The organism is Streptomyces sp. YIM 130001 (genome assembly GCF_003574445.1).
GTDB lineage: Bacteria > Actinomycetota > Actinomycetes > Streptomycetales > Streptomycetaceae > Streptomyces.
This window is the reverse complement of the sequence record NZ_KZ984551.1, coordinates 315,969-342,537: the sequence shown is the minus strand read 5'-3', so window position 1 is coordinate 342,537 and position 26,569 is coordinate 315,969. Positions and strand designations below refer to the sequence as shown.

Annotated in this window: 26 protein-coding genes; 8 read left to right on the top strand and 18 right to left on the bottom strand. The window is 71.8% G+C overall.

Annotated features, from left to right (window positions below):
- Positions 1–36: 36 nt before the first annotated feature.
- The gene (locus DSC45_RS09365) at positions 37–225 is read right to left on the bottom strand and encodes a DUF5703 family protein (RefSeq protein WP_119288980.1); all 189 of its coding nucleotides are present in this window, start codon (positions 223–225) and stop codon (positions 37–39) included.
- Between the two features lie 47 nt (positions 226–272).
- Here DSC45_RS09365 and DSC45_RS09360 point away from each other — a divergent pair, with 47 nt between their 5' ends.
- Complete coding sequence (locus DSC45_RS09360; RefSeq protein ID WP_240434550.1) at positions 273–1,034, top strand: hypothetical protein; 762 nt, start codon at positions 273–275, stop codon at positions 1,032–1,034.
- A 54-nt stretch (positions 1,035–1,088) separates the two neighbouring features.
- Here the strand turns inward: DSC45_RS09360 and DSC45_RS09355 are convergent, their stop codons facing one another.
- Together DSC45_RS09355 and DSC45_RS09350 are read right to left on the bottom strand one after the other, a co-directional pair.
- Entirely contained in the window at positions 1,089–3,356 is a 2,268-nt protein-coding gene (locus tag DSC45_RS09355) for a helix-hairpin-helix domain-containing protein (protein WP_205571286.1), read from the bottom strand.
- 51 nt (positions 3,357–3,407) lie between these two features.
- On the bottom strand, positions 3,408–4,391 hold the full coding sequence (locus DSC45_RS09350) for an aldo/keto reductase (protein WP_119288976.1): 984 nt from the start codon (positions 4,389–4,391) through the stop codon (positions 3,408–3,410).
- Positions 4,392–4,522: 131 nt separating this feature from the next.
- On the opposite strand from DSC45_RS09350, the gene DSC45_RS09345 reads away from it, so the two are divergent.
- Together DSC45_RS09345 and DSC45_RS09340 are read left to right on the top strand one after the other, a co-directional pair.
- Positions 4,523–5,578, top strand: a complete 1,056-nt coding sequence (locus tag DSC45_RS09345; protein ID WP_119288974.1) for an LLM class F420-dependent oxidoreductase — start codon at positions 4,523–4,525, stop codon at positions 5,576–5,578.
- 224 nt (positions 5,579–5,802) lie between these two features.
- The gene (locus DSC45_RS09340) at positions 5,803–6,591 is read left to right on the top strand and encodes a ferritin-like domain-containing protein (RefSeq protein ID WP_119288972.1); all 789 of its coding nucleotides are present in this window, start codon (positions 5,803–5,805) and stop codon (positions 6,589–6,591) included.
- Positions 6,592–6,627: 36 nt separating this feature from the next.
- On the opposite strand, the gene corA is transcribed toward DSC45_RS09340, so the two are convergent.
- Entirely contained in the window at positions 6,628–7,620 is a 993-nt protein-coding gene (corA, locus tag DSC45_RS09335; RefSeq protein ID WP_119288970.1) for a magnesium/cobalt transporter CorA, read from the bottom strand.
- Positions 7,621–7,782: 162 nt separating this feature from the next.
- Here corA and DSC45_RS09330 point away from each other — a divergent pair, with 162 nt between their 5' ends.
- From DSC45_RS09330 to mshC, 4 genes are all read left to right on the top strand, one after another.
- Positions 7,783–8,478: a histidine phosphatase family protein gene (locus tag DSC45_RS09330; RefSeq protein WP_119288968.1), complete on the top strand. Its 696-nt coding sequence runs from the start codon at positions 7,783–7,785 to the stop codon at positions 8,476–8,478.
- A 144-nt stretch (positions 8,479–8,622) separates the two neighbouring features.
- Positions 8,623–9,213, top strand: a complete 591-nt coding sequence (locus tag DSC45_RS09325; protein ID WP_119288966.1) for a DUF3090 domain-containing protein — start codon at positions 8,623–8,625, stop codon at positions 9,211–9,213.
- A complete protein-coding gene (locus DSC45_RS09320; protein WP_119288964.1) occupies positions 9,177–10,067 on the top strand; it encodes an SCO1664 family protein in 891 nt (296 codons plus the stop codon). Before DSC45_RS09325 ends, DSC45_RS09320 begins: the two co-directional genes overlap by 37 nt.
- Positions 10,068–10,212: 145 nt before the next feature.
- A complete protein-coding gene (gene mshC / locus DSC45_RS09315) occupies positions 10,213–11,442 on the top strand; it encodes a cysteine--1-D-myo-inosityl 2-amino-2-deoxy-alpha-D-glucopyranoside ligase (protein WP_119288963.1) in 1,230 nt (409 codons plus the stop codon).
- 100 nt (positions 11,443–11,542) lie between these two features.
- Here the strand turns inward: mshC and DSC45_RS09310 are convergent, their stop codons facing one another.
- The 12 genes from DSC45_RS09310 to DSC45_RS09255 all read right to left on the bottom strand — a co-directional run bounded on the left by DSC45_RS09310 (position 11,543) and on the right by DSC45_RS09255 (position 23,005).
- Entirely contained in the window at positions 11,543–12,730 is a 1,188-nt protein-coding gene (locus DSC45_RS09310; protein ID WP_240434549.1) for a PAC2 family protein, read from the bottom strand.
- Between the two features lie 155 nt (positions 12,731–12,885).
- Positions 12,886–13,899, bottom strand: a complete 1,014-nt coding sequence (locus tag DSC45_RS09305; protein ID WP_119288961.1) for an aromatic ring-hydroxylating oxygenase subunit alpha — start codon at positions 13,897–13,899, stop codon at positions 12,886–12,888.
- 2 nt (positions 13,900–13,901) lie between these two features.
- Complete coding sequence (locus DSC45_RS09300; RefSeq protein ID WP_119288959.1) at positions 13,902–14,126, bottom strand: recombinase-like helix-turn-helix domain-containing protein; 225 nt, start codon at positions 14,124–14,126, stop codon at positions 13,902–13,904.
- A 55-nt stretch (positions 14,127–14,181) separates the two neighbouring features.
- Entirely contained in the window at positions 14,182–15,117 is a 936-nt protein-coding gene (locus DSC45_RS09295; protein WP_119288957.1) for a PDR/VanB family oxidoreductase, read from the bottom strand.
- Positions 15,118–15,130: 13 nt separating this feature from the next.
- Positions 15,131–16,756: a thiamine pyrophosphate-binding protein gene (locus DSC45_RS09290; protein WP_119288956.1), complete on the bottom strand. Its 1,626-nt coding sequence runs from the start codon at positions 16,754–16,756 to the stop codon at positions 15,131–15,133.
- Positions 16,757–16,765: 9 nt separating this feature from the next.
- Entirely contained in the window at positions 16,766–17,548 is a 783-nt protein-coding gene (locus tag DSC45_RS09285) for an SDR family oxidoreductase (protein WP_119288954.1), read from the bottom strand.
- A 59-nt stretch (positions 17,549–17,607) separates the two neighbouring features.
- Complete coding sequence (locus tag DSC45_RS09280) at positions 17,608–18,390, bottom strand: SDR family oxidoreductase (protein WP_276145450.1); 783 nt, start codon at positions 18,388–18,390, stop codon at positions 17,608–17,610.
- Positions 18,383–18,904, bottom strand: coding sequence for a cupin domain-containing protein (locus tag DSC45_RS09275; RefSeq protein ID WP_119288951.1), 522 nt, complete (start codon positions 18,902–18,904; stop codon positions 18,383–18,385). The genes DSC45_RS09280 and DSC45_RS09275 overlap by 8 nt, the downstream gene beginning before the upstream one ends.
- A gap of 9 nt (positions 18,905–18,913) precedes the next feature.
- Positions 18,914–19,753 (bottom strand): alpha/beta fold hydrolase, encoded by an 840-nt coding sequence (locus DSC45_RS09270; protein ID WP_119288949.1) that lies wholly within the window; start codon positions 19,751–19,753, stop codon positions 18,914–18,916.
- Positions 19,750–20,547 carry an aspartate dehydrogenase domain-containing protein gene (locus tag DSC45_RS09265; RefSeq protein WP_119288947.1) on the bottom strand — a complete coding sequence of 266 codons (798 nt, stop codon included), beginning with the start codon at positions 20,545–20,547 and terminating at the stop codon, positions 19,750–19,752. The genes DSC45_RS09270 and DSC45_RS09265 overlap by 4 nt, the downstream gene beginning before the upstream one ends.
- Positions 20,544–21,491, bottom strand: coding sequence for a VOC family protein (locus DSC45_RS09260; RefSeq protein ID WP_119288946.1), 948 nt, complete (start codon positions 21,489–21,491; stop codon positions 20,544–20,546). The genes DSC45_RS09265 and DSC45_RS09260 overlap by 4 nt, the downstream gene beginning before the upstream one ends.
- A gap of 29 nt (positions 21,492–21,520) precedes the next feature.
- Complete coding sequence (locus DSC45_RS09255) at positions 21,521–23,005, bottom strand: aldehyde dehydrogenase (protein WP_119288944.1); 1,485 nt, start codon at positions 23,003–23,005, stop codon at positions 21,521–21,523.
- A 257-nt stretch (positions 23,006–23,262) separates the two neighbouring features.
- On the opposite strand from DSC45_RS09255, the gene DSC45_RS09250 reads away from it, so the two are divergent.
- Positions 23,263–24,636, top strand: coding sequence for an MFS transporter (locus DSC45_RS09250; RefSeq protein ID WP_119288942.1), 1,374 nt, complete (start codon positions 23,263–23,265; stop codon positions 24,634–24,636).
- Here DSC45_RS09250 and DSC45_RS09245 read toward each other — a convergent pair.
- Together DSC45_RS09245 and DSC45_RS09240 are read right to left on the bottom strand one after the other, a co-directional pair.
- Complete coding sequence (locus DSC45_RS09245; RefSeq protein WP_240434548.1) at positions 24,626–25,867, bottom strand: sensor histidine kinase; 1,242 nt, start codon at positions 25,865–25,867, stop codon at positions 24,626–24,628. The two genes, DSC45_RS09250 and DSC45_RS09245, sit on opposite strands and share 11 nt — an antisense overlap.
- Positions 25,864–26,529: a response regulator transcription factor gene (locus tag DSC45_RS09240; RefSeq protein ID WP_119288941.1), complete on the bottom strand. Its 666-nt coding sequence runs from the start codon at positions 26,527–26,529 to the stop codon at positions 25,864–25,866. Before DSC45_RS09240 ends, DSC45_RS09245 begins: the two co-directional genes overlap by 4 nt.
- Positions 26,530–26,569: the final 40 nt, after the last annotated feature.

Sequence of the window (26,569 nt, the reverse complement as noted above, 5' to 3'; positions counted from 1 at the left end):
TTCTGTTGTCTGTCCCGCTGTGTGACCGTGCCGTGCTCACCAGGTGGCGCGGAGCTGGCGGATGATCCGGCGGCGCAGCCGCACCCGGCGGCTGCCGTCGGGATCGAGCCTCAGTCGGTCCAACTCCCAGTGCCCGTACTCGGCGTGGTCCGTGAGCAGGCGGGTCGCGTCCTTGCGGGACACCCCGCGCGGTACATACACATCGACAAATTCGTATTCCGGCATCGCATCTATTGTGCGGGCAACGCCCTGGTGCGGATAGCGTCTGCACTATGTCTGATGCTGCGCAGTCCACGGCCGCCGAGGTACGCGCCGCCGCCGAAGCGGTCAAGGCCGCTCTCGACCATCACCTGGCGGCCGTCGAACGGCGTGCGGGTGAGGACGACCCGGTCGTCTTCGAGGCGTTCAACCGGCTCGCCGCGGCGGCCGAGGTGTACGACGAACTGCTCTACGACGCCTACGACGAGGTCACCCCCTTCGAGATCCCCGGCGCCGAGGACGGGCTGCCGCCGTACACGGGCCCCGACGAGCCGCACGCACTCAGCGTCCTGATCCGCCGCGACTACACGGTGGCGGAGCCGCACCGGCTGCTCGCGCAGGCACAGCGGGTCGCGGACCTCGACGCGGACGTCGACGACGGCGAGGCACCGGCCGGTGAGTCGGTGGGGCACAGCACGCACGCAGCGCTCGGTGTGCTGTTCGGCGAGTTCGAACCGGACGAAATCGCCACCCGGCACAAGGAGTTCGGTCTCGAAGAGGGTGACTCGACGCTCTGGGTGACCGCCGCGGACGAGCCGGCCGAGCCCGGGGAATGGCTCGAGGCGCCCTTCGAGCAGGCCGACCCGCAGCAGATCGTGTGCCGCTTCGACGTCAGCTCCGTCTTCGACGAGGACCCGGACGACGCGGACGAGCCGGAACGCGGTGGCGTACGCCGGAGCGGCGGAGCCTTCGCCACGCCGGGCAGCCGTAGTGGTGCGCCGGCGGCGGGATCGTTCGACGACGAGGCTCTGGAACCGCTCGACGTGGACCGCTGACCGGCCGCCCCGGCCACGGCTGCCGCGAGGGAGCCGTGGCCAGGGCGCGAGACCTCAGGACTGCGCGGGCACTTGGGCGCGCAGCAGCGTCGTGAGTCTGGTCGTGCGCGGCTTGGCCGGGATCTCCGCCACGGCCTTCGGCAACGCCTGCTCCACGCCCTGCACCACCGACAGATGACGCTCCGCTCGGCCGCACGCCGTGTACACCCACGCCCGGGTCAGGGCGCCGGCCGCGTCGCCCGGCAGCACGACGACCGCGGCGGGCCACCGGTGACCGACGGCCTGGTGCGCGGTGAGTGCCCAGCCGTGCCGCACCTGCTGCTCGACGCTCTCCGGCGCCACGACCACGGCCCGGCCGCCGCAGTCCAGATGCAGCCCGGCGGCGTCCGCCCGGACCACGCGGCCCTGGTGCGTGCGCCCGGGGACCGGTGAATACGCCACGACGTCGCCGGGGTCGAACCCGCCGAAGCGCCCCGGACCCGGGTTGAGGCGGTTCTTGAGTGCCTCGTTGAGCGCCCGGGTGCCGGCCGCACCGCCGTGGACCGGTGTGATCACCCGGGCCTGCTCGGCAGGGATCCCGAAGGCGCGTGGCACCGATTCGGCGACCAACTGGACCGTACGGTGCACCGCTTCACCCGGATCGCGCACCGGGACGATCACGACCTCCTTGTCCGGGGCCTCGACGGCCGGCAATTCGCCGGCGCCGATGCCCGAGACCAGCTCGCCGAGCGGGCCCGGGTCGGGCGTACGGGAGACGACGGCCGGACAGCCGCGCGAGGCGAGCAGGTCCGCGTACACCCGCCCGGGGCCGGCCGATGCGAGGACGCCGGGGTCGCCGTTCAGTACGAGCCGGGTGCCGTCCGCGAGGGACTCCACGAGCATCGCGGCCGTTTCCACGTCGAGTTGGGGGGCATCGAGGACCGCGAGGAGGTCCAGAGCCAGCGCACCCTCGGCGTCCCGGCCGGGCCCCTCGGCGCCGGACAGCAGTCCGGCCACCGTGCACACCGCGTCGTCGCCGAGCGTGGCGGCCAGGCGGTGGCGGCCGTCCTCGCCGTGCACCGCTGCAGCAGCCCTGAGGCCGAGCTCACGGGCCGCGGTGACGAGGGCGGCCGGCTCGGCACGTGCGCTTTCGCCGCCGCTGTGCAGGACGAGACCGTGGCTCGCGGCAGCGCCGATCAGCTCGGCAGCCGAGCTGCGCGCGCCGGCTGCCGCTCGCTCCAGGCCCGCACGGGTCCCGTCGTCCTCCGCGACAGGGGAGTTGACCAGCCGGGCGAGGCCGTCCGCAAGGCTCTCCTCGGCCATCGCGTACCGCTCGAGGCCCACCAGGACCCGCACCGGCCGCTCCTCGGTCTCCTCGCCGTCCTCCGCGGGCGCGGGGCGCGGGGTGCCCGGCGGGTCGTCGAGCGCGTCCTGGAAGACGAGCACGTCCCCCTCCGCGATCGCGTTCTGCACCGCTGCGTCCGGGTCCGGCACCGAGCGGTGCGCGAGCGCCTCGTGCAGTGCGGGGGCATCGAGGGCGGTGTGGCCCGCGAGAGCGGCCTGCTCCAGGAGCCAGACCGCGAGCGCCCGCCCGCGGCGCTCGTCGTCCGGGCCGCAGTCGTCGCCGAGCAGCGCGCGGGCGAATCCGTCGGCCTGGTCAGGGCGTACGGAGGGGAGGCGGAGCAGCAGCCACGGGTCCTCGCGGAGCCGGTCGCCGGCGTCATCGCCGAGTGTGCGGGTGACCTGGCCGGCGAGCGACTCCGGCGCGGAGCCGGCGGCGAGGACGGCGCGCACCCCCGTCACGGCCTGCTCGGACAACGGGGCGGTGGCCGGCTCGGGCGCCGGACGGGGCCTCGGCTCCTGAGCGGCGGGCGCGGGCGTGCGTGGCGCGGCCGGGGGCTCCCGGAACGCGGCCGCGGGCTTCTCGCCGCTCTCCACGGCGCGGACCGCGGCCAGCAGGTCGGCGGCCGTGCCGCTCAGCTTGGTGCCCGCCTCGATAGGCGCCTGCTTCTCCGACTTGCGCCGGGCGATGCGCTCCCTGAGCTCGCGCTGGGCAGCCAACTCGGCCTCGGTGTCCGAGAGTTCGGCAGTCGCTTCGGTGTTCTCGCCCGGGGCGTCGGCGCTCGCGGCTACCTCCGCGCCGTCGGCCTCCCCGAGCTCGTCAGAGGCGTTCGCAGTCACCGTCGTGCCACTGCCGTCCTCGTTCTCCTCTGTCTCCTCCGTGCCTCCGGCGGCGTCGGGCGCGGAGCCGTCCGGTGCGTCCGCCCCGTCCGGTACGCCCGCGGGCGACGCGGCTTCGTCCGCGGCCGTGGATGCCGTGCTCGCCGTGGACTCCGTACTCACAGGGTGCTCCAGTCGTGATCGGGATGTTCGTTCGATGTATCGGAGCGTCCTCTACAGGACGCTCCATTGATCGTCGGGATAGCGGTGCACGGGCGCCGACACATCGTCGAGCGCCCGGAAGATCTCGTCAGGAAGACTAAGGGCCTCCACTGACAGAGCAGCGGTGAGCTGCTGCGCGTTGCGCGCGCCGATGATCGGGGCCGTGACGCCGGGGCGGTCGCGCACCCACGCGAGGGCCACCTGCAGCGGCGTCGTCGCGAGCCCGTCCGCGGCGGTCGCCACCGCGTCCACCACCCGACCGGCCGCCTCGTCGAGATAGGGCGCGACGAACGGTGCCAGATGCTCGGAGGCGCCCCGCGAGTCCGCCGGCGTGGAGTGCCGGTACTTGCCGGTCAGCACGCCCCGGCCGAGCGGCGACGACGGCAGCAGCCCGACGCCGAGGTCGAGGGCGGCGGGCAGCACCTCGCGCTCGATGCCACGCTGCAGCAGCGAGTACTCGAGCTGGGCGCTGGCGATCCGGGTGCGGGTGCCGGGGGCACCGAGCTGCCAGGTCGCCGCCTTGGCCAGCTGCCAGCCGGAGAAGTTCGACACCCCGGCGTAGCGGGCGCGGCCCGATGCGACAGCGATGTCGAGGGCCTGCAGTGTCTCCTCGAGCGGAGTGCCGGGATCGAAGGCGTGCACCTGCCACACGTCCACGTGGTCCGTGCCGAGCCGCTGCAGCGAGGCGTCCAGGGCGGCGAGCAGGTGGCCCCGGGAGGCGTCGAACCGCCGGTCGGGGTCCGGGACGCTGCCGGCCTTCGTCGCGATCACCAGGTCCCGGCGCGGTACGAGTCCGTCCAGGAGTCGCCCCACGATGTACTCGGCGTCCCCGTCGCCGTAGACATCGGCCGTGTCGACCAGCGTGCCGCCCGCGTCCCAGAAGACCTTCAACAGGTCCGCGGCGTCTTGCTCGTCGGTGTCGCGCCCCCAGGTGAGGGTGCCGAGTCCGATCCGGGACACACGCAGGCCGGTACGGCCGAGATGCCTCTGCTCCATGGGCGCCGAGATTACTGTCCGGACCCCGAAATGGTCTCGGCCTGTGGACAACCCACAGCTGACGCATCCGGGCCGGGCGCGCTAGAGTCCCACGGGACAACGACGTTACTGATCAGTAAGGGGATCGGCCCATGCGACTCGGGATCAACCTCGGCTACTGGGGCGCCGGGATGGACGCGGACAATCTCGCCGTCGCCAAGGAAGCCGACCGCCTCGGCTACTCGGTGTGCTGGGCCGCGGAGGCCTACGGCTCGGACGCCGCCACCGTCCTGTCCTGGGTGGCGGCCCAGACGGAACGTATCGACGTCGGTTCCGCCATCTTCCAGATCCCGGCCCGCCAGCCCGCGATGACCGCGATGACTGCGGCCACCCTCGACTCGCTCTCCGGCGGCCGTTTCCGGCTCGGTCTCGGCGTCTCGGGGCCGCAGGTCTCCGAGGGCTGGTACGGCGTGAAGTTCGACAAGCCGCTGGCCCGCACCCGCGAGTACGTCGACATCGTGCGCAAGGCCATGAGCCGCGAGCGGCTCTCCTACGAGGGACAGCACTGGACGCTGCCGCTGCCGGACGGACCGGGCAAGCCCATCAAGCTCACCGTGCACCCGGCACGCGAGCACATCCCGCTCTACATCGCCGCCATCGGCCCGAAGAACCTCGAGCAGACCGGCGAGATCGCCGAGGGCGCGCTGCTGATCTTCCCGTCGGCCGAGCACCTCGAGGAGACGGCCATCAAGCCGCTGCGGGCCGGCCGCGAGAAGGCCGGACTCACGATGGACGGCTTCGACGTCTGCCCCACCGTCCCGCTCGCGCTCGGCGCCGACAGCGACGTCCCGGCGCTCGCCGACACCTTCCGCCCGTACACCGCCCTGTACGTCGGCGGCATGGGCAGCCGCAAGCAGAACTTCTACAACCAGCTCGCGCAGCGCATGGGCTACGCGGAGGCGGCCGCCGAGATCCAGGACAAGTACCTGTCCGGCGACAAGGAAGGTGCCGCCGCCGCGGTGCCGGAGAAGCTGATCGACTCGACGACGCTGCTCGGTTCCGTCGAGCGGATCGCGGACGGGATGCGGGCCTACGCCGCCGCCGGAGTCACCACCCTGACGCTCGCCCCGGCCGGGTTCACCCTGGAAGAGCGGCTCGCCGCCCTGCGCGCGGGCACGGAGGCGCTCGAGCACGCCGGGCTGGCATAGCGGAGGGGAAGATTTCTGCGGCCGTGGTGGGGGCTCGGGGGTCTTCCCCGCCACGGCCGTCACTTCTAACAACGCGCCGACGCCCGGTCGGTTACGCCCGTGACCGCGGGTGTGACGGACCGGGCGCGTCCGTCTTTCGGCGGAGTTGTCCGGCACACGTGTTGCCAGTCGCCCCGTACCGCATTTGACTCGTTCTTTGCGGACACCTTACGGAGGTGGCGGAGATGCTGTCGGCCAAGAGTCTCTTCCAGGAGATCATCGACAACGACGAGTCCTACCGGCTGTTCTGCTCGATCGCGGCCAGCGGAGAAGCGCAGGGCGGCTGGGAGAACGCCCGGATCGCGGCGCTGGTACCGGAGAGCAGGCGGGCCCTCGTCCCCAAGATCACCCGGCACGGCGCGGACGAGGACAAGCACGGCCGGATCTTCAACGCCCTGCTGAAGAAGCGCGGCCTGACGGCATGCGAGGTCCCGTCCGAGATCGACTACACGATGCTCCTCGAGCGCCAGGGCATCGGTCTCGGCCACGATCTGCTGCGCGGTGAACGACGGCTCGGTGAGCGGGACATCGTGACGTATCTGGCGCACAGCAGGGTCACCGAGCAGCGCGCCGCCGAGCAGATGGAACAGCTGCGGGGGCTCTTCCCCGCCGACCACGACCTCGGCCGCGCGGTCAAGATGATCTCCCAGGACGAGGACAACCATCTCGCGTACTGCCACGAGGAGCTGCTCGCCCTCGCGCGCGAGGGCCACGGCCGCGAGATCCAGCGGATCCTGCGCGAGTCCGCGCACGCCGAGATCAAGGTCTACCGCGACGTCAGCCTCGGGGTGATGGCGCGCATGGGCCGGATCCTCGGCTGGTCACGCCCGAAGGCCCTGCTGCTCGCGGCGGGAATCCACGCGATGTACCTCTACGAACGGGCGGTCGGCTGGCGCCGGATGGTGTCGCTCAAGGTGCCCGAGCGGCGCAACGCCCTCGGCGGGCCCGCGACTTCGGCGGCGGAGTTCGCCTGACCCGGCCCCGGGAGCGGTGGTGCGGCAGGGTCAGGTCTACAGCCAGCCGCGGCGTTTGAAGAGCCAGTACAGGCCGTAGACGAGACCGGCCATCAGCGCGACCGCCACCGGGTATCCCCAGCTCTGGTGCAGCTCCGGCATGTGGTCGAAGTTCATGCCGTACACGCCCGCGATCATGGTCGGTACGGCGGCCATCGCGGCCCAGGCGGAGATCTTGCGCATGTCGTCGTTCTGTCGCACGCCGGTCTGCGCGAGGTGGGCCGAGAGGATGTCGGAGACCAGGCGGTCCAGGCTCTCCACCGCCTCGTTGGCGCGCGTCAGGTGGTCGCCCACGTCGCGGAAGAACGGCTGCGCCTGCGCGCTCACGAACGGCACGCCGGTGCCCGTCAGACGCTCGATGGGCAGGGTCAACGGCACGGTGGCGCGCCGGAATTCGAGCACCTGGCGCTTGAAGGCGTAGATCCGGGCGGCCAGTCCGCGGGTGTCGGAGCGGTCGGGCGCGAAGACCTCTGCCTCGAGGGCGTCCAGGTCCAGGTGCAGCTCGTCGGCGACCTCCAGGTAGTGGTCCACGACCGCGTCGCTGACCGCGTACAGGACAGCGGTCGGCCCGTGCGACAGGACGTCGGGGTCGTGTTCCAGACGGTGTCGTACGGCCGCGAGCGGGGCGCCGGCGCCGTGCCGGACGGTCACCACGAACGAGTCGCCGATGAAGACCATCACCTCGCCCGCCGTCACGGTGTCCTCGGCGTCGTCGTACACCACCGGCTTCAGGACGACGAACAGCGAGTCGTCGTACACCTCGAGCTTCGGCCGCTGGTGGGCCTTGAGCGCGTCCTCGACGGCCAGCGGGTGGAGCCCGAACTCGTGGGTGACCCGCTCGAACTCGTCGGCGGTCGGCTCGTGCACGCCGATCCAGAGGAAGGCGTCGCCGGACGCGCGGGCCTCGGACAGCGAGTCCGAGAAGTCTCCGGACGCCTCTGTCCTACGGCCCTTTCGGTAGATCGCACAGTCCACTATCACTGCGCGCATTCTCCCCGCCCGGCGGTCCCCGCGCACCCGGGCAAAGCGCACCGGATCTCCCGATCCACGCGCGCGGGGACGGGTACGCGCCCGGTGAAAATCGGGGTCCACGCGTGCGTGGACCACCAACGGCCGTGCCCGCACGAGCGGACACGACTTAGGGTGGCAGGCATGCCCACGCTGATCCTGGTCCGGCACGGACGATCGACCGCCAACACCGCGGGCCTGCTGGCCGGCTGGACACCCGGCGTCGCCCTGGACGAGCGGGGCCGCGAGCAGGCCGCCGCACTGCCGGGCCGACTGGCCGGGGTGCCGATCGCCGAGGTCGTCAGCTCCCCGCTGCAGCGCTGCGGGGAGACGCTCGCGCCGCTGCTCGCGGACCGCCCCGAAATCCTGGTCCACGAGGACGAGCGGATCGGCGAGTGCCACTACGGCGACTGGTCGGGCCGCAAGCTGGCCGAACTGGCCGACGAACCGCTGATGCAGGTCGTGCAGCAGCACCCCTCCGCCGCGGCCTTCCCCGGCGGCGAGTCGATGCGTGCCATGCAGACCCGGGCAGCGGAAGCGGTACGGGAGTGGAACGCGCGCGTGGAGCGCGATCACGGCGCTGACGCCGTCTACCTGATGTGTTCCCACGGCGACATCATCAAGTCCCTTGTGGCGGACGCCCTCGGCCTGCACCTGGACCTCTTCCAGCGCATCCACGTGGACCCCTGTTCGGTCACCGCGATCCGCTACACCCGGCTGCGGCCGTTCCTCGTACGTCTCGGGGACACCGGCGACCTGGGTCCCCTGGCGCCGCCGACCGTCCCCCCGGAGGCGAGTTCCGACGACGCGACCGTGGGTGGCGGTGCGGGCGCACCGTGATCGTTGCGCGCAGTAGGGTGAACGGGTCGGACCAGGCGCGGCACTTGACGCAGCCGCGCCCTCGGGCATCGAAACCCGCCGGCCCCCGGAGCGAAGCGTCGTAACCCCAGCCGAAGCCCCAGTCGAACCAGGAGAGGCCAGGACGTGTCCCGTCAGGTGTTCCTCTACGACCCGCCGGAGCGTTTCGTGGCCGGCACGGTCGGGCTGCCCGGACGCCGTACGTTCTTCCTGCAGGCCACCGCCGCAGGCCGGGTCACCAGTGTCGCCCTCGAGAAGACCCAGGTCGCCGCCCTTGCCGAGCGCATGGACGAGCTGCTTGACGATGTCGTACGCCTCAGTGGCGGAAACGCCTCGGTGCCCGCCGTCGCGCCCGGCGAGGTCGCCGACAGCGCACCGCTCGACTCACCCGTCGAGGAGGAGTTCCGGGTCGGCACCATGGCCCTCGCCTGGGACGGCGACGAGCAGTGCATGATCGTCGAGGCCCAGGCTCTCGTCGAGCTGGACAGCGACGATGAGGAAGACCTCGAGGCCGCCGAGGAACAGCTGCTGCAGGACGACGAGAACGGCCCGCCGATGCTGCGCGTGCGGCTCTCCGGCGCGCAGGCCAGGGCGTTCGCCAAGCGTGCGCTCGAAGTCGTCAACGCCGGCCGTCCGCCCTGCCCGCTGTGCAGCCTGCCGCTCGATCCGGAAGGACACGTATGCCCGCGTCAGAACGGATACCGTCGCGACGCGTGACGGGGGCGGATGCGCTTGAACTGCTCGCCCACGGCGAGCTGACCGTACGCGGCCGGATCCGTGAGGCGTCCAACGCCGTGCTGCTCTGCGACGTCGCCCGCGGCGATGAGCTGGCCGAGTGCGTGTACAAGCCGGTGGCCGGTGAGCGGCCGCTGTGGGACTTCCCCGACGGCACCCTGGCACAGCGCGAAGTGGCCGCCTTCGAGGTCTCCGAGGCGACCGGGTGGGGCCTGGTGCCCCCGACCGTGCTGCGCGACGGACCGTACGGCGAGGGCATGTGCCAGCTGTGGGTCGACGCCGTCACCGACGAAGCCGGCGACGGCGCGGGTGATACGGACCTCGAGCAGGACGACGACCGGCCGCCGCCCGGTGCCGAACTGCTCGCCCTGGTCGACGCCGACGAGCCGGGCGAAGGCTGGAAGGCGGTGGGCCGTGCCGAGATCGGCGGCGGGCGGACCGCACTGCTCGTGCACGCGGACGATCCGAGGCTCCGTCGTCTGTCCGTACTCGACGCGGTGATCAACAACGGGGACCGCAAGGGCGGGCACCTTCTTCCGGCCACGGACGGCCGGCTCTTCGGCATCGACCACGGGGTCACCTTCAACAGCGAGGACAAGCTGCGCACCTTGCTGTGGGGCTGGGCGGGAGATCCGCTCACCGCGGAGGCGACCGGTGTGCTGCGCTCCCTCACCGAGGCCCTGGTCGAGGACGGCGCCCTCACGCTGCGCCTCGCGCCACTGATCACCGCGGACGAGATCACCGCCCTGCGGGGCAGGGTCGCCGCGCTCCTGCGCGACGGACGGCATCCCGAGCCGTCGGGGGAGTGGCCGCCGATTCCCTGGCCGCCGGTCTAGCGTCGGGCCCCGCGCTGATCCGTACGACAGGCCTCTGGCGAATACTGCTCCGGCGGGTCGGCCCGGGCGAGCGCAAGAGGGCCGAACAGGCCAAGAGTCCCGGTCCGGTTCGTATCCGGAAGCAGCGTCCGGTTACGCTCGAGTCATGCATGCCTGGCCCGCTTCCGAGGTCCCCGCCCTGCCCGGCAAGGGCCGCGACCTCAGGATTCACGACACCGCGACCGATCGACTCGTCCAGGTCGACCCCGGTCCCGTCGCCCGTATCTACGTCTGCGGCATCACTCCGTACGACGCGACCCACATCGGTCACGCGGCGACCTACAACGCGTTCGACCTCGTGCAGCGCGTGTGGCTCGACACCAAGCGGCAGGTTCACTACGTCCAGAACGTCACCGACGTGGACGATCCGCTCCTGGAGCGGGCCGTGCGCGACGGCGAGGACTGGGAGGCGCTCGCGGACCGCGAGACCACCCTCTTCCGCGAGGACATGACGGCCCTCAGGATGCTGCCGCCGCGGCACTACGTCGGTGCCGTCGAGTCGATACCCGGGATCGTGCCGCTGGTGGAACGCCTCCGGGAGCTCGGCGCCGCCTACGAACTGGACGGCGACACCTACTTCTCCGTCGAGTCCGACGCCCACTTCGGCGAGGTGTCACGGCTGGACGCCGCCGCGATGAAGGCGCTCTCCGCGGAGCGCGGCGGTGACCCGGAGCGTCCCGGCAAGAAGAACCCGCTCGACCCGATGCTGTGGATGGCCGCCCGCGAGGGCGAGCCGAGCTGGGACGGCGGCTCGCTCGGACGGGGCAGGCCCGGCTGGCACATCGAGTGTGTGGCCATCGCCCTCGACCATCTCGGCATGGGCTTCGACATCCAGGGAGGCGGCTCCGACCTGGCCTTCCCGCACCACGAGATGGGCGCCTCGCACGCTCAGGCGCTCACCGGCGAACACCCCTTCGCCCAGGCCTATGTGCATGCCGGCATGGTCGCCCTGGACGGCGAGAAGATGTCGAAGTCGAAGGGCAATCTCGTCTTCGTCTCCGCGCTGCGCGAGTCCGGCGTCGACCCGGCGGCCATCCGCCTCGCGCTGCTCGCGCACCACTACCGGGCCGACTGGGAGTGGACGGACCAGGTCCTGGCGGACGCCGTCGCCCGCCTCGGCCGCTGGCGCGCCGCCGTTTCGCGCCCGGACGGACCGTCCGCCGACGCCCTCGTCGACGCGATCAGGGCCGCACTCGCCGAGGACCTGGACTCGCCGGCCGCGCTCGCGGCGGTCGACCGCTGGGCCGAACTGCAGGCCGATCAGGGCGGCGACGAAGAAGGGGCACCCGGCGTCGTCTCGCGCGCGGTCGACGCGCTCCTCGGAGTCGCCCTGTAGTCACCGCGGGCCCCGTACCGCACAGGCCGACGGCCACCGCGCATCATCCGCGCGGTGGCCGTCGGCCTGTCTCAACTCCCGTGTCGTGCGGGCCTCCTCGTCAGGCGGAGCCTGCGCCGCCGTCCCGGCCGTCCCTCTCGGCGCCGTCGCCGGCGTCGTCCTCCGTGTCGGCGGAGGCCTCGTCGGACCGGCCGTCACCGGCGGTGATGTCGTCCGTGTCGTCGTCGGACGTGTCGTCGGGCGCCGTGTCCTCGGGCTCGGCGCCCGACCCGCTGTCGCCGGTCCCGGCCGGCGTACCCGCGTCAGCGGCCTCGGGAAGCGATGCCTCGAGGCCCCCGGAGTCCGGCAGTTGGGGTTTCGGCGGGCGGGTGCGGTCCGATGTGGTGTCCCGCAGATACGAGGCGGAGTCCCCGCCGTCCGTGGCGTGACCGCCGGGCTGCCCGGGGCCCCCGTCGCGGCGCCGCAGATAGCGCTCGAACTCGCGGGCGATCGCCTCGCCCGACGCCTCGGGAAGCTCCGCGGTGTCCCGCGCCTCCTCCAGGGACTGGACGTACTCCGCGACCTCGCTGTCCTCGGCGGCCAGTTGGTCGACCCCGATCTGCCAGGCGCGTGCGTCCTCCGCCAGATCGCCGAGCGGGATGCGCTGGTCGATCAGGTCCTCGAGGCGGTTGAGGAGCGCCAGGGTCGCCTTCGGGTTCGGCGGCTGCGAGACGTAGTGCGGTACGGCCGCCCAGAGCGACACCGTGGGCACACCCGCATGCGTGCAGGCCTCCTGCAGGATCCCGACGATGCCGGTCGGACCCTCGTAGCGGGTCTCCTCCAGGTTCATCGAGCGCGCGAGATCGGCGTCCGAGGTCACGCCGCTGACCGGCACCGGGCGGGTGTGCGGGGTGTCGCCGAGCAGTGCGCCGAGCACCACGACCAGCTCCACGCCGAGCTCGTGCGCGAAGCCGAGGATCTCGTTGCAGAACGACCGCCAGCGCATGGACGGCTCGATGCCGCGCACCAGGACGAGGTCGCGCGGCTTCTCGCCGCCCACCCGGACCACCGAGAGCCGGGTCGTCGGCCAGGTGATCTTGCGCACACCGTCGTCGAGCCAGACCGTGGGCCGGTTGACCTGGAAGTCGTAGTAGTCCTCCGCGTCGAGCGCCGCGAACACCTCGCCCTTCCACTCGCGGTCGAGATGCGCGACCGCGGTGGAGGCGGCGTCGCCCGCATCGTTCCAGCCCTCGAACGCGGCCACCATGACCGGGTCGACCAGCTCGGGAACCCCCTCGAGCTCGATCACCCAGTGCCTCCTTCCGATGAGCCCTTACGTACGCCCCAACCTTACGGCGTCGGCGCGGGCCCGCCGCATCCCCTTGCGAGCAGGGGTCCAGCGCGATAGGGAGTGCCGGGCGCCGTGAGTGCCGGGGGTGTTGTGCAGGACTCTCCGGACACGCCCTAGGAGGTGGCCGCCTGGGCCTCGGCCGCCGCACGGTAGAGGCGGCGCAGGCGGACGACGCCCAGGTCGTGCTGGTAGAGGTTCTCCCGCTGGTCGGCGTCGGCGGGCATCGCCTCCAGCATCAGCCGGTCCTGCTCGAGGACGTCCCAGTGCCGCTGCTCGATCAGCGTGCGGTAGAGGAAGCGCCAGGACGCTCGCTGCCAACCCTGCACCCGGCGGTAACGCCAGAAGAAGACGCCGGTACGGCCCTCGTCCACCGGGCACGCCATGCCCACGATGCCGAACGGGCCGCCGGGGCCGGCCGACGGCGGGTACGGGATCGACAGGTCCACCCAGTCCACGCCGGTGCGGCACAGCTCGACCCAGTCGAAGTTCACGCCGCGCTGATCGGTCTTCTCGAAGAAGTAGCCGCGCTCGGTCTCGCGGATGCGGAACTTGGCCGTGGTGTCACCGTCGAACATGGTGTGCGAGTCGTGGTGCAGAAACGCGCCGTGCATCGGGTCCAGCAGGTTCTCCATCGCGTACCGCCACGGCACATTCCACTCCGCGTAGCACAGGAACGTGTCCGTGTCGGGGTCGGTGAGCGGCTCGGGGAGGGTCAGTTCGACGGGCTCCGGGTGTTCCTCGTCGCCGAAGTAGGCGAGGATCGCGCCGCCGACCTCGCGCACCGGCGGTGCGGCGACGAGCTTCTTTCCCTCCAGATTGCAGCCGGGCAGGCCGGGCACGGACGAGACCGTGCCGTCGGTCTCCACCTCCACGCCGTGATACCAGCAGGCCACCCGGTCACCCAGGTGCTTGCCGAGCGACAGCGGTGCGCCGCGGTGCGGGCAGCGGTCGGCGAGCATCGACACGGTGCCGTCCGAGCGGCGGAACAGCAGCCACTGCTCGCCGAGCGCGGTGACCTTGCGCATCGCGCCGGGAGCCACGAAGTCGGAGGGGACGACGGCGTGCCACTGGTTGCGCAGGCCGTTGGCGTAGATGTGTTCCGCGGTGGCGGTCGTCGACAGCGTCATGGTCAGGCTCCCAGTCGGTCCAGCTCGGCGGTGAAGGTCTGCTCGGTCCACGGCCGGCCGTCCGGCGCGTGTACCTGACGCTCATTCAGGCCACGGACCACGTCGGTCAGTTCGTGTCCCTCGACGGTGAACACCTCCTCGAGGGTGGCGGCGAGCTTGAACTCGTACGGTGTCGGCTCGTGGGTGCGGCGCTGGTGAACCTCGAGGTAGGGCCAGGTGTCGGTCATGGTGGTGTCTCCGGTACTGGGGGCGATGGTGAAAGTGCAGGTCAGGGGCGGGAGTTCAGAGGTCGAGTACGAGTCGGCCCGAGGCGCGGCGCGAGACGCAGATCATCATGGTGGTGCCGGCGGCGTGCTCCGCCTCGCTGAGCAGGAAGTCGCGGTGGTCGGGGGTGCCGTCGAGCACCCGGGTCTCGCAGGATCCGCAAATGCCTTCCTGGCAAGAGCTGTTGACACTCAGACCGGCCTCCTCGGCGGCTCGCAGGATCGAGCTGTCGGGTCCGACCTGAAGCGTGAGGCCCGAGGCGCGGCACTCGACCTCGAAGGCCTCGTCCGCGCCTGTCTGCTCCACCACCGGCGCGGAGAATCGCTCCAGACGCAGCCGCTCGGCCGGGCAGCGCTCCTCCACGGCGGCCAGCAGCGGAGCCGGTCCGCAGGCGTACACGAGGGTGTCGTCGGGCAGTCCGGCGAGCGCCGGGTCCAGGTCGATGTGGCCGAGCTGGTCCTGCGGCACGAGAGTCAACTCGCCGCCGAATGCGGCGAGTTCCTCCGTGAACGCCATCGACCCACGGCTGCGCCCGCCGTACACGAACCGCCGCCGCGAGCCGCGGGCGGCCGCCTCCCGCGCCATGGCGAGCAGCGGTGTGACGCCGATCCCGCCGGCCACGAACAGGTAGGCGGGGGCGTCCTCCAGGGCGAAGTGGTTGCGCGGCTCGGACACCGTCAGCTGCTGGCCCGGCCGCAGCTTGCTGTGCACATACCGCGAACCGCCGCGCGAGGCCGGCTCGTCAAGCACCCCGATCCGGTACCTGCCGGTGTCCCGGGGATCGCCGCAGAGGCTGTACTGCCGGGTGTGCGCGCCGGCCTCCACATCGATGTGCGCACCCGGAGTCCACTCGGGCAGCGGCTTGCCCTCGGGATGGACGAGTTCGACCGAGAGGACGTTGTCGGCCTCCCAGGTCATACGGTGCACCGTCAGCTGCAGGGCGTTGTCGCTCATCGCTGCTGCCTCCTCACTGGCCCGGGATCTTCACGGGCGGGGTGAACGGGTTCTTCATGGGGCCGAGCGCGGCCAGGTCGACCTCGACCAGGACCGGCCCGTCGGAGGCGACGGCCTGACCGAGTACGGGTCCGGCGTGCTCCTCGGCGGCGATCCGCAGATACGGCAACCCGCAGGAACGGGCCAGGAGTTCGAAGTCGGGCGTGACGAGGTCGACGCCCGAGCGGCGGTCCGCGTAGCGGTCCTGCATGTTGCGAAGCACGCCGTAGCCCCCGTCGTTGAAGACGATCAGGGTGAGCCGCGGGCGTTCCTGGGCCAGGGTGAGCAGTTCGCCGAGGTGTACCGCGAGGCCGCCGTCGCCGGCCATGACCACGGTGGGGGAGTCCGGGCGGGCGAGCGCCGCGCCGATCCCCATACCGAGGCCCTGGCCGATCCCGCCGCCGCGTGGGAAGACGTTGTCGCGGGGGTCGTACATCTCCAGGAGCCGGTTGCCCCAACTGCTGGACGGGATCGTCACGTCGCGGGCCACCACCGCGCGGCGCGGCAGTGCGGCCCGCAGCGCGTCGCAGATCGCGGCCTGCGGGCCGATGCCCTCGTGCAGGGCCGTGCGCACCTCGGTCCGCACGGCACCGACGCGCTGCCGCCAGGCCGCCTCGGCGGGCACGGCTCCCGGCAGCAGGGCCGCGAGCGTGCCGGCCGCGTCGCCGTGCAGGGCGTGCCGGGCCGGGTAGACGCGGCCGAGGGCGGCGGGGTCGAGATCGATCTGGATGTGTGCGGCCGGCAGTTGGAGGCCGTAGTCGGCGGTCTCGTTGGAACGGAAGTGGGTGCCCACGGTCAGGAGTACGTCGGCGTCGGCGAGCAGTGCGCGGCCCGCCGGCGTGGTGGCGAAGTTGCCGATGACCTGCGGGTGGTCCTCGGGTACCGCGCCGCGACCGGAGTTGGAGGTGAGCAGGCCCGCCCCGGTCGCCTCGAGCAGCTGCAGCAGCTCGGCTCCGGCCCGGGCCGCGCCGCCGCCCGCCCAGATCAGCGGACGCTCCGCGGAGGCCAACAGGGCTGCTGCGGCGGCGAGTTCAGTGGCATCGGGTTCGGCGGGTGCCGGTGCAGCCGGCCCGGGAACGGCGTCGGTCTGCGCCGCGTACTGCAGGTCGATCGGCCATTCCACGCTCGCCGGGCCGCCGGGTGCGGACGTGGCCGCGGCGGCGGCCGAACGCAGGATCCGGCCTGCCGCATCGGCCGACGGCACCGTGGCGGCGTATGCGGAGACCGCGGTCAGCATGCCCAGCTGGTCCTTGGTCTCGTGGATGAAGCCCCGACCGCCGCCCAGGTAGGCGCTCTCCACCTGCCCGGTGACATGCAGCACCGAACTGCCCGCGCTCAGCGACTCGATGAGAGATCCGGCCGCGTTGCCCGCGCCGGTGCCGGTGGACGTCAGGGCGCAGCCGATGCCGCCCCTGGCCCGCCCGTAGGCGTCGGCCGCGTTCACGGCCGAGGCCTCGTGGCGTACGGGGACGAAGCGCAGCTCGCGGTCGACGGCCTCGACGAGCGGCAGATTGTGCACGCTCACGATGCCGAAGACGGTGTCGATGCCCAGTTCCCGCAGGACGGCGACGAGGAGATCGCCTCCGTTGTCGTAATCCATGGTGTCTCCTCAGAGGATCGAGCGGCCGACGCCGCCGCAGACGTCGATGCTGGTGCCGGTGATGTACGAGGCCCGCGGTGACAGGAGCGCCACCACGGCGTAGGCGACCTCCTCGGCGGTGCCGAGCCGGCCGAGCGCGATGCCGCGGTCGGCCGCCAACTCCGCCTGCCAGTCGGCGTAGTCGAGACCGGAGGCGGCGGCCGCATGCCTACGGGTCCACTGGCCGGTGTCGACCAGGCCCAGGCAGACCGAGTTGACCCGGATGCCGTCGGGGGCGAGTTCGCTGGACAGGGACTTGGAGAGGTTGAGGATCCCGGCGCGGGCGGCGCTCGTGGTGATCAGACGGGTCTCCGGCTGCTTGGCCAGGACCGCGTTGACATTGACCACTGCGGCCGCGTCGGAGGCCTTCAGATGTGGACGGGCGGCGTGCAGCGGGTTCAGGACACCGGCGAACTTCAGCTCCAGCTCGTCCCGCCAGTCCTCGGCCGTGGCGGCGTCCAGGCCCTTCATACGGGACTGGCCCGCGTTGTTGACCAGGCCGTCGACACTGCCGAAGGTTTCGGCGGCCAGGCCGACGAAGGCGTTCACCGCGTCGGCGTCGCGTACGTCGCAGACGGATGTCAGGAGCCGGTCGTCCGGCAGTCCGGCGGTGGCCCCCGCGAGGCGATCGGCGTCCCGCCCGCAGGTGGCGACACGGGCACCCTCGTCCAGCAGGGCGCGGACCGTGGCCAGGCCGACGCCCGAGCTGCCTCCGGTGACCACGACGGTGCGGTCGGCGAGACCCAGATCCATGGGGTGAACACTCCAGTCGTTGTACGTGCCGACGGCCGGTTTCCGCGGCGGTCCGCAGGTCAGTGCATGGTGAAGCCGCCGTTGACGGCGAGCACCTGTCCGGTGAGATAGCGGGACTCGTCGCCGAGCAGGAACGCGACGAGACCCGTGAGGTCGTCGGGCTGTTGCGGCCGCGAGATCGCCCGGTTCAGGCGGTAGAGGTCGTGCCGCTCGGCGGGCACGGTCGCGGTGGCCTCGCATTCGGTCAGGCCGGGCGCCACCGCGTTGACGGTCACGCCGCGGTCGCCGAGCTCCCTGGCCATCGCCCTGGTCAGCGCGATCACCGCGCCCTTGGAGGCGACGTAGTGCGCGAGCCGGGGCGAGCCGTAAAGGGCCGCGTCCGAGGCCAGGTTGACGATCCGGCCGCCCGCAGCGTGCGCGAGAAGCTGCGGGAGCAGGGCTCGGGACACCAGCCACGGGCTGCGCGCGTTGACCGTCATCAGACGGTCCCACTCGGCGACGTCGATGTCCTGGAAGTCCTTGCCGCCCACCCCGTTGGCGAGCGCGGCGTTGTTCACCAGAGCGTGCAGCGGACCCAACTCGCAGGTCCGGGCGGCCAGTTCGGAAACCGAGTCCGGGTCGCCCACATCGCAGCGTACGAAGTGGGCGTCGAGGCCCTCGCTCCGCAGCAGCTCCTGCGCCTCGCGGCCCCGGGCGTCGTCCAGTTCGGCGACGACGACCCGGAATCCGTCCACGCCGGCCCGGCGGGCCATGGCCAGACCGAGGCCACGGCCCGCGCCGGTGACGACGACCGTACGGGCTTCGCCCGCGGCCGCGCCGGCCCCCGGAGCCTGGTCAGTCACGGGTGACGCCGTGCATGGGGGAGTACTCGGGGTAGCTCGGAACCTGCGGCTTCTGGGTGCCGATGACCACGCAGAACAGCGCGTCCGTATCGCCCTCGTTCTTCAGGGAGCGGGTGACACCGGCCGGCACGACGATCATGTCCCGGTAGCCGAGCGTGCGGTACTCCGCCTCGTCGGGGCCGCGGTGGATGCCCACCTTGACCTGGCCCTCCAGGACGAAGAAGGCCTCCTCGACGTCGTGGTGGGTGTGCGCCGGGCCCTCGGCGCCGGGCGGGAGCAGCATGTTGGAGAAGGTGAAGCCGCCGGACGGCAGGATGCGGCTGTCGCCCTCGTGGTTGCCGGTCGCTCCGGAGCCGACATAGCGGATCTGGCCGCGCCGGAACCGGGCGCCGGCCTTCTCCTGGAAGGACAGCGTGTCGAAGTCGGCGATCCGCGAGTCCTTGGTGGCGATCAGGGAGTCGGTGTACGAGGCGAGGTCGCCGCCGTCGACGTACTCGGTGGTGGTCAGGGGCATGGTGAACTCCTAGACGTGCGTGGGGTGTTCGGTGGAGGACCGGGCGATGTGCTCGGGGACCCGGTCGGTGATGCGGAGGTGGGAGAGCACCCAGGCGTCGAAGGCCGTCGGTTGCTCCTGATTGGCCAGGTGACCGGCGTCCTTGACGATCACGTAGGCGGTCTTGTGGATGGCTCCGGCGATGGCCTGTCCGGCCTCGATCCCGGTCACCGTGTCGTGCTCGCCGCAGAGCACGAGCGTGGGGGCGGCGATGCCCGGCAGCTCTGCGCGCAGATCGGCCGAGGCCATCGACTCGGCGGCGTACCCGTAGCCGGGCAGCCGTACGGAGGCCGCCATGGTGGCGACGACCCGGCGGACCAGTTCGTCGGGCGCGTTCGCCGACAGCAGGCGCGGCCCGCGCGACTCGGCGAAGGCCCGCGGCCCGAGCGCGGCGAGTTCGGCGGCCCGCGCTCGCATGCCCGCGGCCTTGGCCTCGTCCGTACCCGAACCGGTACTTGAGTCCGCGACGATCAGCGATCTGACCAGGTCCGGGTGGCGGGCGGCGAGGCGCAGCGCGATCACACCGCCCCAGGAGACGCCGAGAACGTGGGCGTCAGCGGCGCGTGCGCGAATCACCTCGGCGGCCGCGTCGGCGAAACCGTCCAGGTCCAGCGGCTCCTCGGGGTCCGGTGAATCGGCGTAGCCGGGAGCATCCCAGGCCACCACCCGTACGTACGCGGACAGTTCGGCCAACTGCGCGGTGAACGCCGCCGATGAGGAACCGATGCCGTGCAGACAGAGCAGCAACGGCCCCTGCTCGCCCGCCTCTCGGACGTGCACCCGGGCGGCGGTGAGGCTCGGCGCGCTCACAGGATCTGTCCCGTCCGCCCGGCGAGCGCGGCCAGGCTCCGCAGTACGGCGTACGGGACGACCCTGCTGGTCGCCGGGTTCGCCGCGTCGGGCGCATGGGCCACCTCGAAGCGGTACGCGCCGTGCGCGCCGGACGCCTCGATGACGTGCCGGGTCCGCAGCGCACCCGGGTCGGCGACGACCTGGACCCGCACAGCGTCCAGGTCGCCGACGGCGAGGGCGACGGAGGCAGCGACGTTCGTCGACCTCGGGAACTTCACGGGTACGTCGCGCGCGGTGCCTGACATGACGATTACGGGGCCGGCCGCGGACCGCATGCGCTCGAGCAACTCCTGATCCATCCACGGCTGTTCGAGGGTGGAGGGCAGCTTGGTGGTGGTCAGCGTCACCGAGTCGAGCGGTCCGAGACCGCGGACGGCCTGCAGCAGGTCGAGCCCGCCGACCGCGCCGCCGGTGAAGTAGACCCGCCCCGGTCCGGCGGACAGCAGCCGCTTCGCGAGCTCGTCGTCGGTCAGCGCCCCGGTGGACGCGACCAGCAGGTCGGTGCCGGTGGACAGGACTCGCTCGCCCCATTGACGTACGACGCCCTGACCCGCGGCCTCGACGATCAAGTCGCAGCTGTCCAGGGCCTGTTCGAAGGACATCTGAGGCGCTGGAGCGGTCTCCCCGAGCGGGCGGTTGTCGACGATGCAGACGAGTTCGGCGCCGGGTATCCCGCCCGCGGCGAGCGCATCGCCGGCCACCCGGCCGATGGCGCCCCAGCCGACCACGCCGACCTTGCGTACGGCCCTCATGCCGTGACCTCCTGGGGGTGCGGGCGGTGCAGCGGCCCGGGATCGGGCGTGCCCGCCATGTGGCAGCGGATCTCCTTCGACGGCGGCCCCGCCGTACCCCACAGGTCGGAGAGCTCGGGAACGCGCCGCCACACTCGGGCGATCCAGGCGTCCTCGACGATCTGGGCGACGTCCGAGGTGTACTCGCAGACGAGTCCGGACGGGTCGGTGAAGTAGGAGAACGTGTTGTTGCCGGGCCCGTGCCGGCCAGGCCCCCACTGCGGGACGATCCCGTGGTGGCGCAGCCTGCCGAGTCCGCGCATGAAGTGGTCGACCGAGGTCATCTCGTACGCGACGTGGTTCAGGGACGTCCACTCGGCGCGGTTGAACGCGATGCAGTGGTGGTCGGAGTTGCAGCGCAGGAAGGCCATCTGGTGCTCGGACCAGTCGGACACCCGAAGGCCGAGCACGTCGCAGTAGAAGGCGACGGCGGCGTCGATGTCGACGGTGTTGAGTACGGCGTGCGTCACCCCGACGGGCACCGCGGCGTCCCGGCCGCGCGGCGCGACCGCGTGCACCTCGGCGCTGATCTCGACGAGCCGCTGCTCGGGGTCGGTGAACCGCAGTCCGTAGCCGCCGCCCGCCTGGTCGAGCAGGCCGGGGCCGAAGACCGGTGTGATCCCGCGGGCCTCCAGGCGGCGGGCCGCCTCGTCCACCTCGGCGGGCGTTCCCACGCAGAAGGCGAGCCGGCCGAGGCCGACCCGGTCCCGCTCGGTCAGGTGCAGGACGTGGTGCTCGTCCCCGGTGCCGCGCAGCCAGCGCGCTCCGGTGTCCGATTCGACGGTCGTCAGGCCCCAGACCTCCTCGTAGAAGTCGGCGGCCCGGGAGAAGGCGGGGGTGTGCAGCTCCACGTAGCGCAGGGAGCGCAGTCGGGCTATCGGCCCGTGCGGGGGTGCTTGGTGCATGGCTTACTCCAGTGGGCGGGCGTGCCGGGTCAGTTGGCCCAGGGCAGGGGGACATCCGATGTGCCCCAGTACAGGGACTTCTGCCGCTGGTAGGAGCGGATGGCCTCGCGGCCCTTCTCGGTGCCGAGGCCGCTGTCCTTGGTCCCGCTGAACGGGGTGGAGGCGCTGAACTGCTTGTACGTGTTGATCCAGACCGTGCCCGCGTCGATCCGCCGGGCCAGGCGCCAGGCGGCGCGGTGGTCGCGGGTCCAGATACCGCAGGCGAGGCCGTAGACGGTGTCGTTGGCTTGGCGGACCAGGTCGTCCTCGTCGTCGTAGGGCAGGGCGACCAGGACGGGGCCGAAGACTTCCTCCTGGCAGATGGCCGCCGAGTTGGGTACGCCGTCCAGGACGGTCGGCAGGTAGTAGGCGCCGTCCCGAAAGCGCTCGCCGTCGGGCGCCGAGCCACCGCACAGCACGTCGGCACCCTCGGCCCGCGACCGTTCCACGTGCGCGGCGACGTCGTCGCGGTGCCGGTGGTGCACGAGCGGGCCGACCTGGGTGTCGGGGTCCGTGCCGGGGCCGACGCGCAACTTGGTTGCCCGGGCGACGAGTTCGTCGACGAAGGAGTCGTAGATCTCACGGGCCACGAAGAGCCGTGAACCGGCGATGCAGGACTGCCCGCTGGACGAGAAGATCCCGAACAGCACGCCGGACAGGGCGAGTTCGAGGTCGGCGTCCGCGCGGACGATCGTCGGGGACTTGCCGCCGAGCTCCAGGGAGGCCGGGATCAGCTTCTGCGCAGCCGCGGCGGCGATGGACCGGCCCGTCCCGGTACCGCCGGTGAAACCGATACGGCCCACCAGGGGGTGCCGGACGATGGCGTCACCGACCACTCGACCGCTGCCCGGAAGCACCGACAACAGGGCCCTGGGCAGGCCGAGTTCGTCCAGGGCCCGGGTGATGATGCGGCCGAGTGCGAGCGAGACGAGGGGGGTCCAGGCGGCAGGCTTGAGCAGGACCGCGTTGCCCGCCGCCAGGGCCGGGGCGATCTTCTGGGCGTCGGAGGCGACGGGGGAGTTCCAGGGGTTGATCGCGCCGACCACGCCGATCGGCTCGTACACGCTCATCGTGACGTACGGGCCGCGGGAGGGGGTGAGGGATTCCTCGGCGGTCTCCAGCGCGGCTCCGGTGAACCGGAAGGTACCGGCCGCGCTCAGCGCAAGCGCCTTGGTCTCGGTGAGGGTCTTGCCGGTGTCGGCGGTCTGCAGCCGGGACAGCTCATCGGCACTTTGCTCGGTGAGGTCGGCGATCCGGTACAGCAGCTCGGCCCGCTCGTGCGGCAGCAGATCGCGCCAGGAAGGGTCCGCCGCGGCGCGGGCCGCGGCCTGCGCGGCCTCGTCGACCTCTTCGGGAGAGGCGGAGTGAACGGTGGCGAGAACCTGTCCGGTCGCCGGGTCCACGGTGTCGATGGGCTCACCCGTGCCGCGTCGCCAGTGACCGGCGATCAGGATCTCGTGGGCTGTGCGAGGCACGGCAAGACCTCCAAGAGGGGCGGGGCGTGGGCCTGTTGCTCATTAGCTCAAGCGCTAGAAATCTAAGCACTTAAATATGTTCTTGCAACCCCTCGAGGTGAACGACTTCTTGAAGTGGAGTTCGTCGACTCGTCGCCGAGGCGACTCGGAGGGGTGTCCGGGTCGTCGGCGAAAGTATTTAGGCCGTTAACTATTGACCGCTTAGGTAAGCAACCCTAGGGTCGCCGCAGCTTCTCCGCTGCGGAAGGAACCCCGTCATGACGACTGTGGCCGACACGGCTGCCGCAGGTTCGATAGCCGCAAGGCTCGAGCGCCTGCCTCAATCCCGGTGGCACGTCAAGGTCCGATTCATGATCGGCGCCGTCACGTTCTTCGAGGCCTTCGACCAGCTGCTCGCGGCCTCCGCCCTGCCGGTCATCACCGAGGAATGGCACCTCAGTACCGGCCAGGCCACCTTCGCCGTGACCGCCGCATCGATCGGCATGCTCATCGGGGCACTGCTCGCCGGATCGCTCGGCGACCGGATCGGCCGGGTGCGCACCGTCGCCCTCGGCGTCGGGGTGACCGCCATCGGCTCGCTGGCCGTCGCCTTCGCCTGGAACATCGAGACCTTCGCCCTCTTCCGCTTCGCCCAGGGGCTCGGAATCGGCGGCGTCGTCCCCGTCGCCGCCACGTACATCAACGAGATCGCCCGCTCCGACAAGCGCGGCCGCTTCGTCCTCATCTACGAGATGATCTTCCCGGCCGGTCTGGCCGCCGCCAGTCTGATCGCCGTCTGGGTCGTCCCCACCTTCGGCTGGCGCGCGATGTTCGTGATCGGGGCCGTGCCGGTGGTCCTCGCCGCGATGCTGCCGCGCACCGTCATCGAGTCCCCGCGCTGGCTGCTCGCCCGAGGCCGCACCGAAGAGGCCGAAGAGGCCATCGCGCGCATCGAGGCGCAGGTCTCCCGCTCCACCGGCGACGTACTGCCCACCCCGGCGCAGGCCGATCACCGGGTGGAGGAGGGCGTCACCCGCGGGCGGCTGCGCGAGCTGTTCGTCGGCCGCTACCTGCGCCGAACCGTCATCGTCTCGTCCCTGTGGTTCGTCGCCTACTACGTCAACCACGGCATCTCCACCTGGCTGCCGTCGCTGTACACCAAGAACTTCGGCCTCGACCTGACCACGGCGCTCGTCTACACCCTGCTCAGCAATGTGACCGGACTGCTCGGCACCTTCGTCGTCGCCATGCTCATCGACCGCGTGGGCCGCCGGCCGGCCCTGGTCGCGGCCCTCGGCGGCGGCGCCCTCACCCTCGGCGTCCTCGCCGTGGCCGGAGCCACCTCGGGGATGCAGGTCGCCCTGTTCGCCTCCGCGACGACGTTCTTCCTGTACGCCATCAACGCCGGCCTCTACCTCTACTCGCCCGAGCTGTACCCGACCCGCAACCGCGCCAAGGGCGCCGCCTTCGGCGGACTCTGGAACCGCCTCGGCGTCATCCTCGGTCCGGTCGTCGTCGGCGGGATCCTCGGTGCGGGCGGAAGCTTGAAGCTGGTCTTCGCGCAACTCGCCGTCGTGGCTCTGATCGGCGCGATCGTCGCCCTGCTCGCGGTCGAGACCAAGGGCAAGACGCTGGAGCAGCTCAACTCTTGAGCGGATACGGGGAGTTCGGCGTGGCGCCCGGAGCGGTCCGGTTCGGGCCCGGCCAGCCGTCCCCGGGGAAGTCCGCCCGCACCGTCAGGCCCCCGTCCGCGTTTGCCGTCGCGGTGATCGTGCCGTGGTGGGCGCGGACCACCGCGCGGGCGATGGCGAGGCCGAGACCGTGGCCCGTACGGTCGCTGCGCACCCGGGACTCGGCGCGGTGGAACGGCTCGAAGAGGCGCTCCGTGCGGTCGGCGTCCACCCGCGGCCCGGAGTTGGTCACCTCCAGGGTCACCGGGCCCTCGCCGTACACCGACACGTGTGCCCATCCGTCCGGGACGTTGTGGGTCAGGGCGTTGTCGAGGAGGTTGTGCACCAGGCGCCGCAGCAGCGCGGCGTTGCCCGCGATCGGGTGCCCGGTCTCGACGTCCGACTCGACAGCGATGCCGGCGGACCGGGCCCGCGCCAGAAGCTCGCCGCAGGTCTCGGCGACGAGCTCGGCGAGATCCACGGGCTCGGTGTCCGGCAGCGCGTGCTCGGCTCCGGCGAGCTGCAGCAGCCCGTGCACGATCTCGATGCTGCGATCGTTCGACTTGGCCAACTGCGGTGCGAGCCGGGCCAGTTCGCGCCCCGACTCGTCCGTCTCCGCCAACTGCAGCGCGGTACGTGTGGCGGCCAGCGGGGTCAGCAGCTCGTGCGAGGCGTTGGCGGCGAAACGCTGATGGGCGGCGAACGAGCGCTCCAACTGCGCCAGCGTCTCGTCGAACGTGTCGGCCAGCTGCCGCAGTTCGTCGTTCGGGCCCTGCGCGTTGATCCGGTACGACAGATCGCCCTCGCCCGCGCGGGCTGCCGCCCTGTTGATGGTGTGCAGCGGGGCGAGCAGCCGGCGCGACAGGAGCCAGCCCGCCGCAAGTCCGAGCAAGGCCACGAGCGCCGCACCGGCGACGGACACGGTGAGCACGGTCGCCCACACGTCCTCCTTCGAGCGGACCCGCTGGGTGTCGGCGTACGAACCGTGCGGCTCGGCGTGCGGCGGCTGGGCCGGCATCCGATCCGACGGCGGCCCCGGCACGAAGTCGGGCAGCAGACCCGGCTTCACCGCGGTCGTGCCCAGGTCGTAGGACGGCAGGTACCGCATCCCGAGATACACCGCGGCCACCATCAGTGCACCGGACACCACCAGAACGCCCCCGAAGCCGAGGAAGAGCCGGGTGTGGATACTGAGCCGGCGCAGCCCGCTCACGCCCCCTCCGCCAGGTAGTAGCCGGCGCCGACCGCGGTGTGCAGGAGCGGCGGATCGCCCAGTTTGCGCCGCAGCGTGTGCACGACGAGGCGTACCGCGTTGGTGAACGGGTCCGCCGCCTCGTCCCACGCCTTCTCGAGCAGGTACTCGGCGCTGAGCACACCACCGTCGGCGCGCAACAGCAGCTCGAGAACGGCCAGTTCCTTCGGCGTGAGGCGGATCTCCCGCCCCGCACGGACCGCCTGCCGCCGGTGCGTGTCCAGGCTCAGGTCCGCGAGCCGCAGCACCGGGGCGAGCGCGGGCGAGCTGCGCCGGTAGAGCGCCCGCAGGCGCGCCACCAACTCCGGGAAATCGAAGGGCTTCGCCAGGTAGTCGTCGGCGCCGAGCCCGAGCCCGGACACCTTGTCGCCGAGTCGGCCCGAGGCGGTGAGCATCAGGATGCGGCAGTCCGGATGCGCGGAGACCGTGCGGCGGCACACCTCGTCGCCGTGCACGCCGGGCAGGTCCCGGTCGAGGATCACGATGTCGTAGTCGTTGACCGTCAGCTTCTCCAGGGCCGCGGCCCCGTCGTGGACGGTGTCGGACGGGATGCCTTCGCGGCGCAGCCCCAGGCCGATGACTTCGGCCATGAACTCCTCGTCCTCGACGATCAGTACACGCATCGCCGGTGGTGCCTCTCCTCATGTGCGAAAGCCCCCGCGG

Coding starts and splice junctions, on each gene's coding strand:
- DSC45_RS09265 (WP_119288947.1), bottom strand. CDS start 20,547: ATGAGGGCCGTACGCAAGGTCGGCGTGGTCGGCTGGGGCGCCATCGGC.
- DSC45_RS09260 (WP_119288946.1), bottom strand. CDS start 21,491: ATGCACCAAGCACCCCCGCACGGGCCGATAGCCCGACTGCGCTCCCTG.
- DSC45_RS09365 (WP_119288980.1), bottom strand. CDS start 225: ATGCCGGAATACGAATTTGTCGATGTGTATGTACCGCGCGGGGTGTCC.
- DSC45_RS09320 (WP_119288964.1), top strand. CDS start 9,177: ATGCCCGCGTCAGAACGGATACCGTCGCGACGCGTGACGGGGGCGGAT.
- mshC (WP_119288963.1), top strand. CDS start 10,213: ATGCATGCCTGGCCCGCTTCCGAGGTCCCCGCCCTGCCCGGCAAGGGC.
- DSC45_RS09290 (WP_119288956.1), bottom strand. CDS start 16,756: ATGGATTACGACAACGGAGGCGATCTCCTCGTCGCCGTCCTGCGGGAA.
- DSC45_RS09250 (WP_119288942.1), top strand. CDS start 23,263: ATGACGACTGTGGCCGACACGGCTGCCGCAGGTTCGATAGCCGCAAGG.
- DSC45_RS09285 (WP_119288954.1), bottom strand. CDS start 17,548: ATGGATCTGGGTCTCGCCGACCGCACCGTCGTGGTCACCGGAGGCAGC.
- corA (WP_119288970.1), bottom strand. CDS start 7,620: ATGCGCGCAGTGATAGTGGACTGTGCGATCTACCGAAAGGGCCGTAGG.
- DSC45_RS09305 (WP_119288961.1), bottom strand. CDS start 13,899: ATGACGCTGTCGACGACCGCCACCGCGGAACACATCTACGCCAACGGC.
- DSC45_RS09340 (WP_119288972.1), top strand. CDS start 5,803: ATGCTGTCGGCCAAGAGTCTCTTCCAGGAGATCATCGACAACGACGAG.
- DSC45_RS09275 (WP_119288951.1), bottom strand. CDS start 18,904: ATGCCCCTGACCACCACCGAGTACGTCGACGGCGGCGACCTCGCCTCG.
- DSC45_RS09300 (WP_119288959.1), bottom strand. CDS start 14,126: ATGACCGACACCTGGCCCTACCTCGAGGTTCACCAGCGCCGCACCCAC.
- DSC45_RS09350 (WP_119288976.1), bottom strand. CDS start 4,391: ATGGAGCAGAGGCATCTCGGCCGTACCGGCCTGCGTGTGTCCCGGATC.
- DSC45_RS09295 (WP_119288957.1), bottom strand. CDS start 15,117: ATGAGCGACAACGCCCTGCAGCTGACGGTGCACCGTATGACCTGGGAG.
- DSC45_RS09345 (WP_119288974.1), top strand. CDS start 4,523: ATGCGACTCGGGATCAACCTCGGCTACTGGGGCGCCGGGATGGACGCG.
- DSC45_RS09330 (WP_119288968.1), top strand. CDS start 7,783: ATGCCCACGCTGATCCTGGTCCGGCACGGACGATCGACCGCCAACACC.
- DSC45_RS09360 (WP_240434550.1), top strand. CDS start 273: ATGTCTGATGCTGCGCAGTCCACGGCCGCCGAGGTACGCGCCGCCGCC.
- DSC45_RS09240 (WP_119288941.1), bottom strand. CDS start 26,529: ATGCGTGTACTGATCGTCGAGGACGAGGAGTTCATGGCCGAAGTCATC.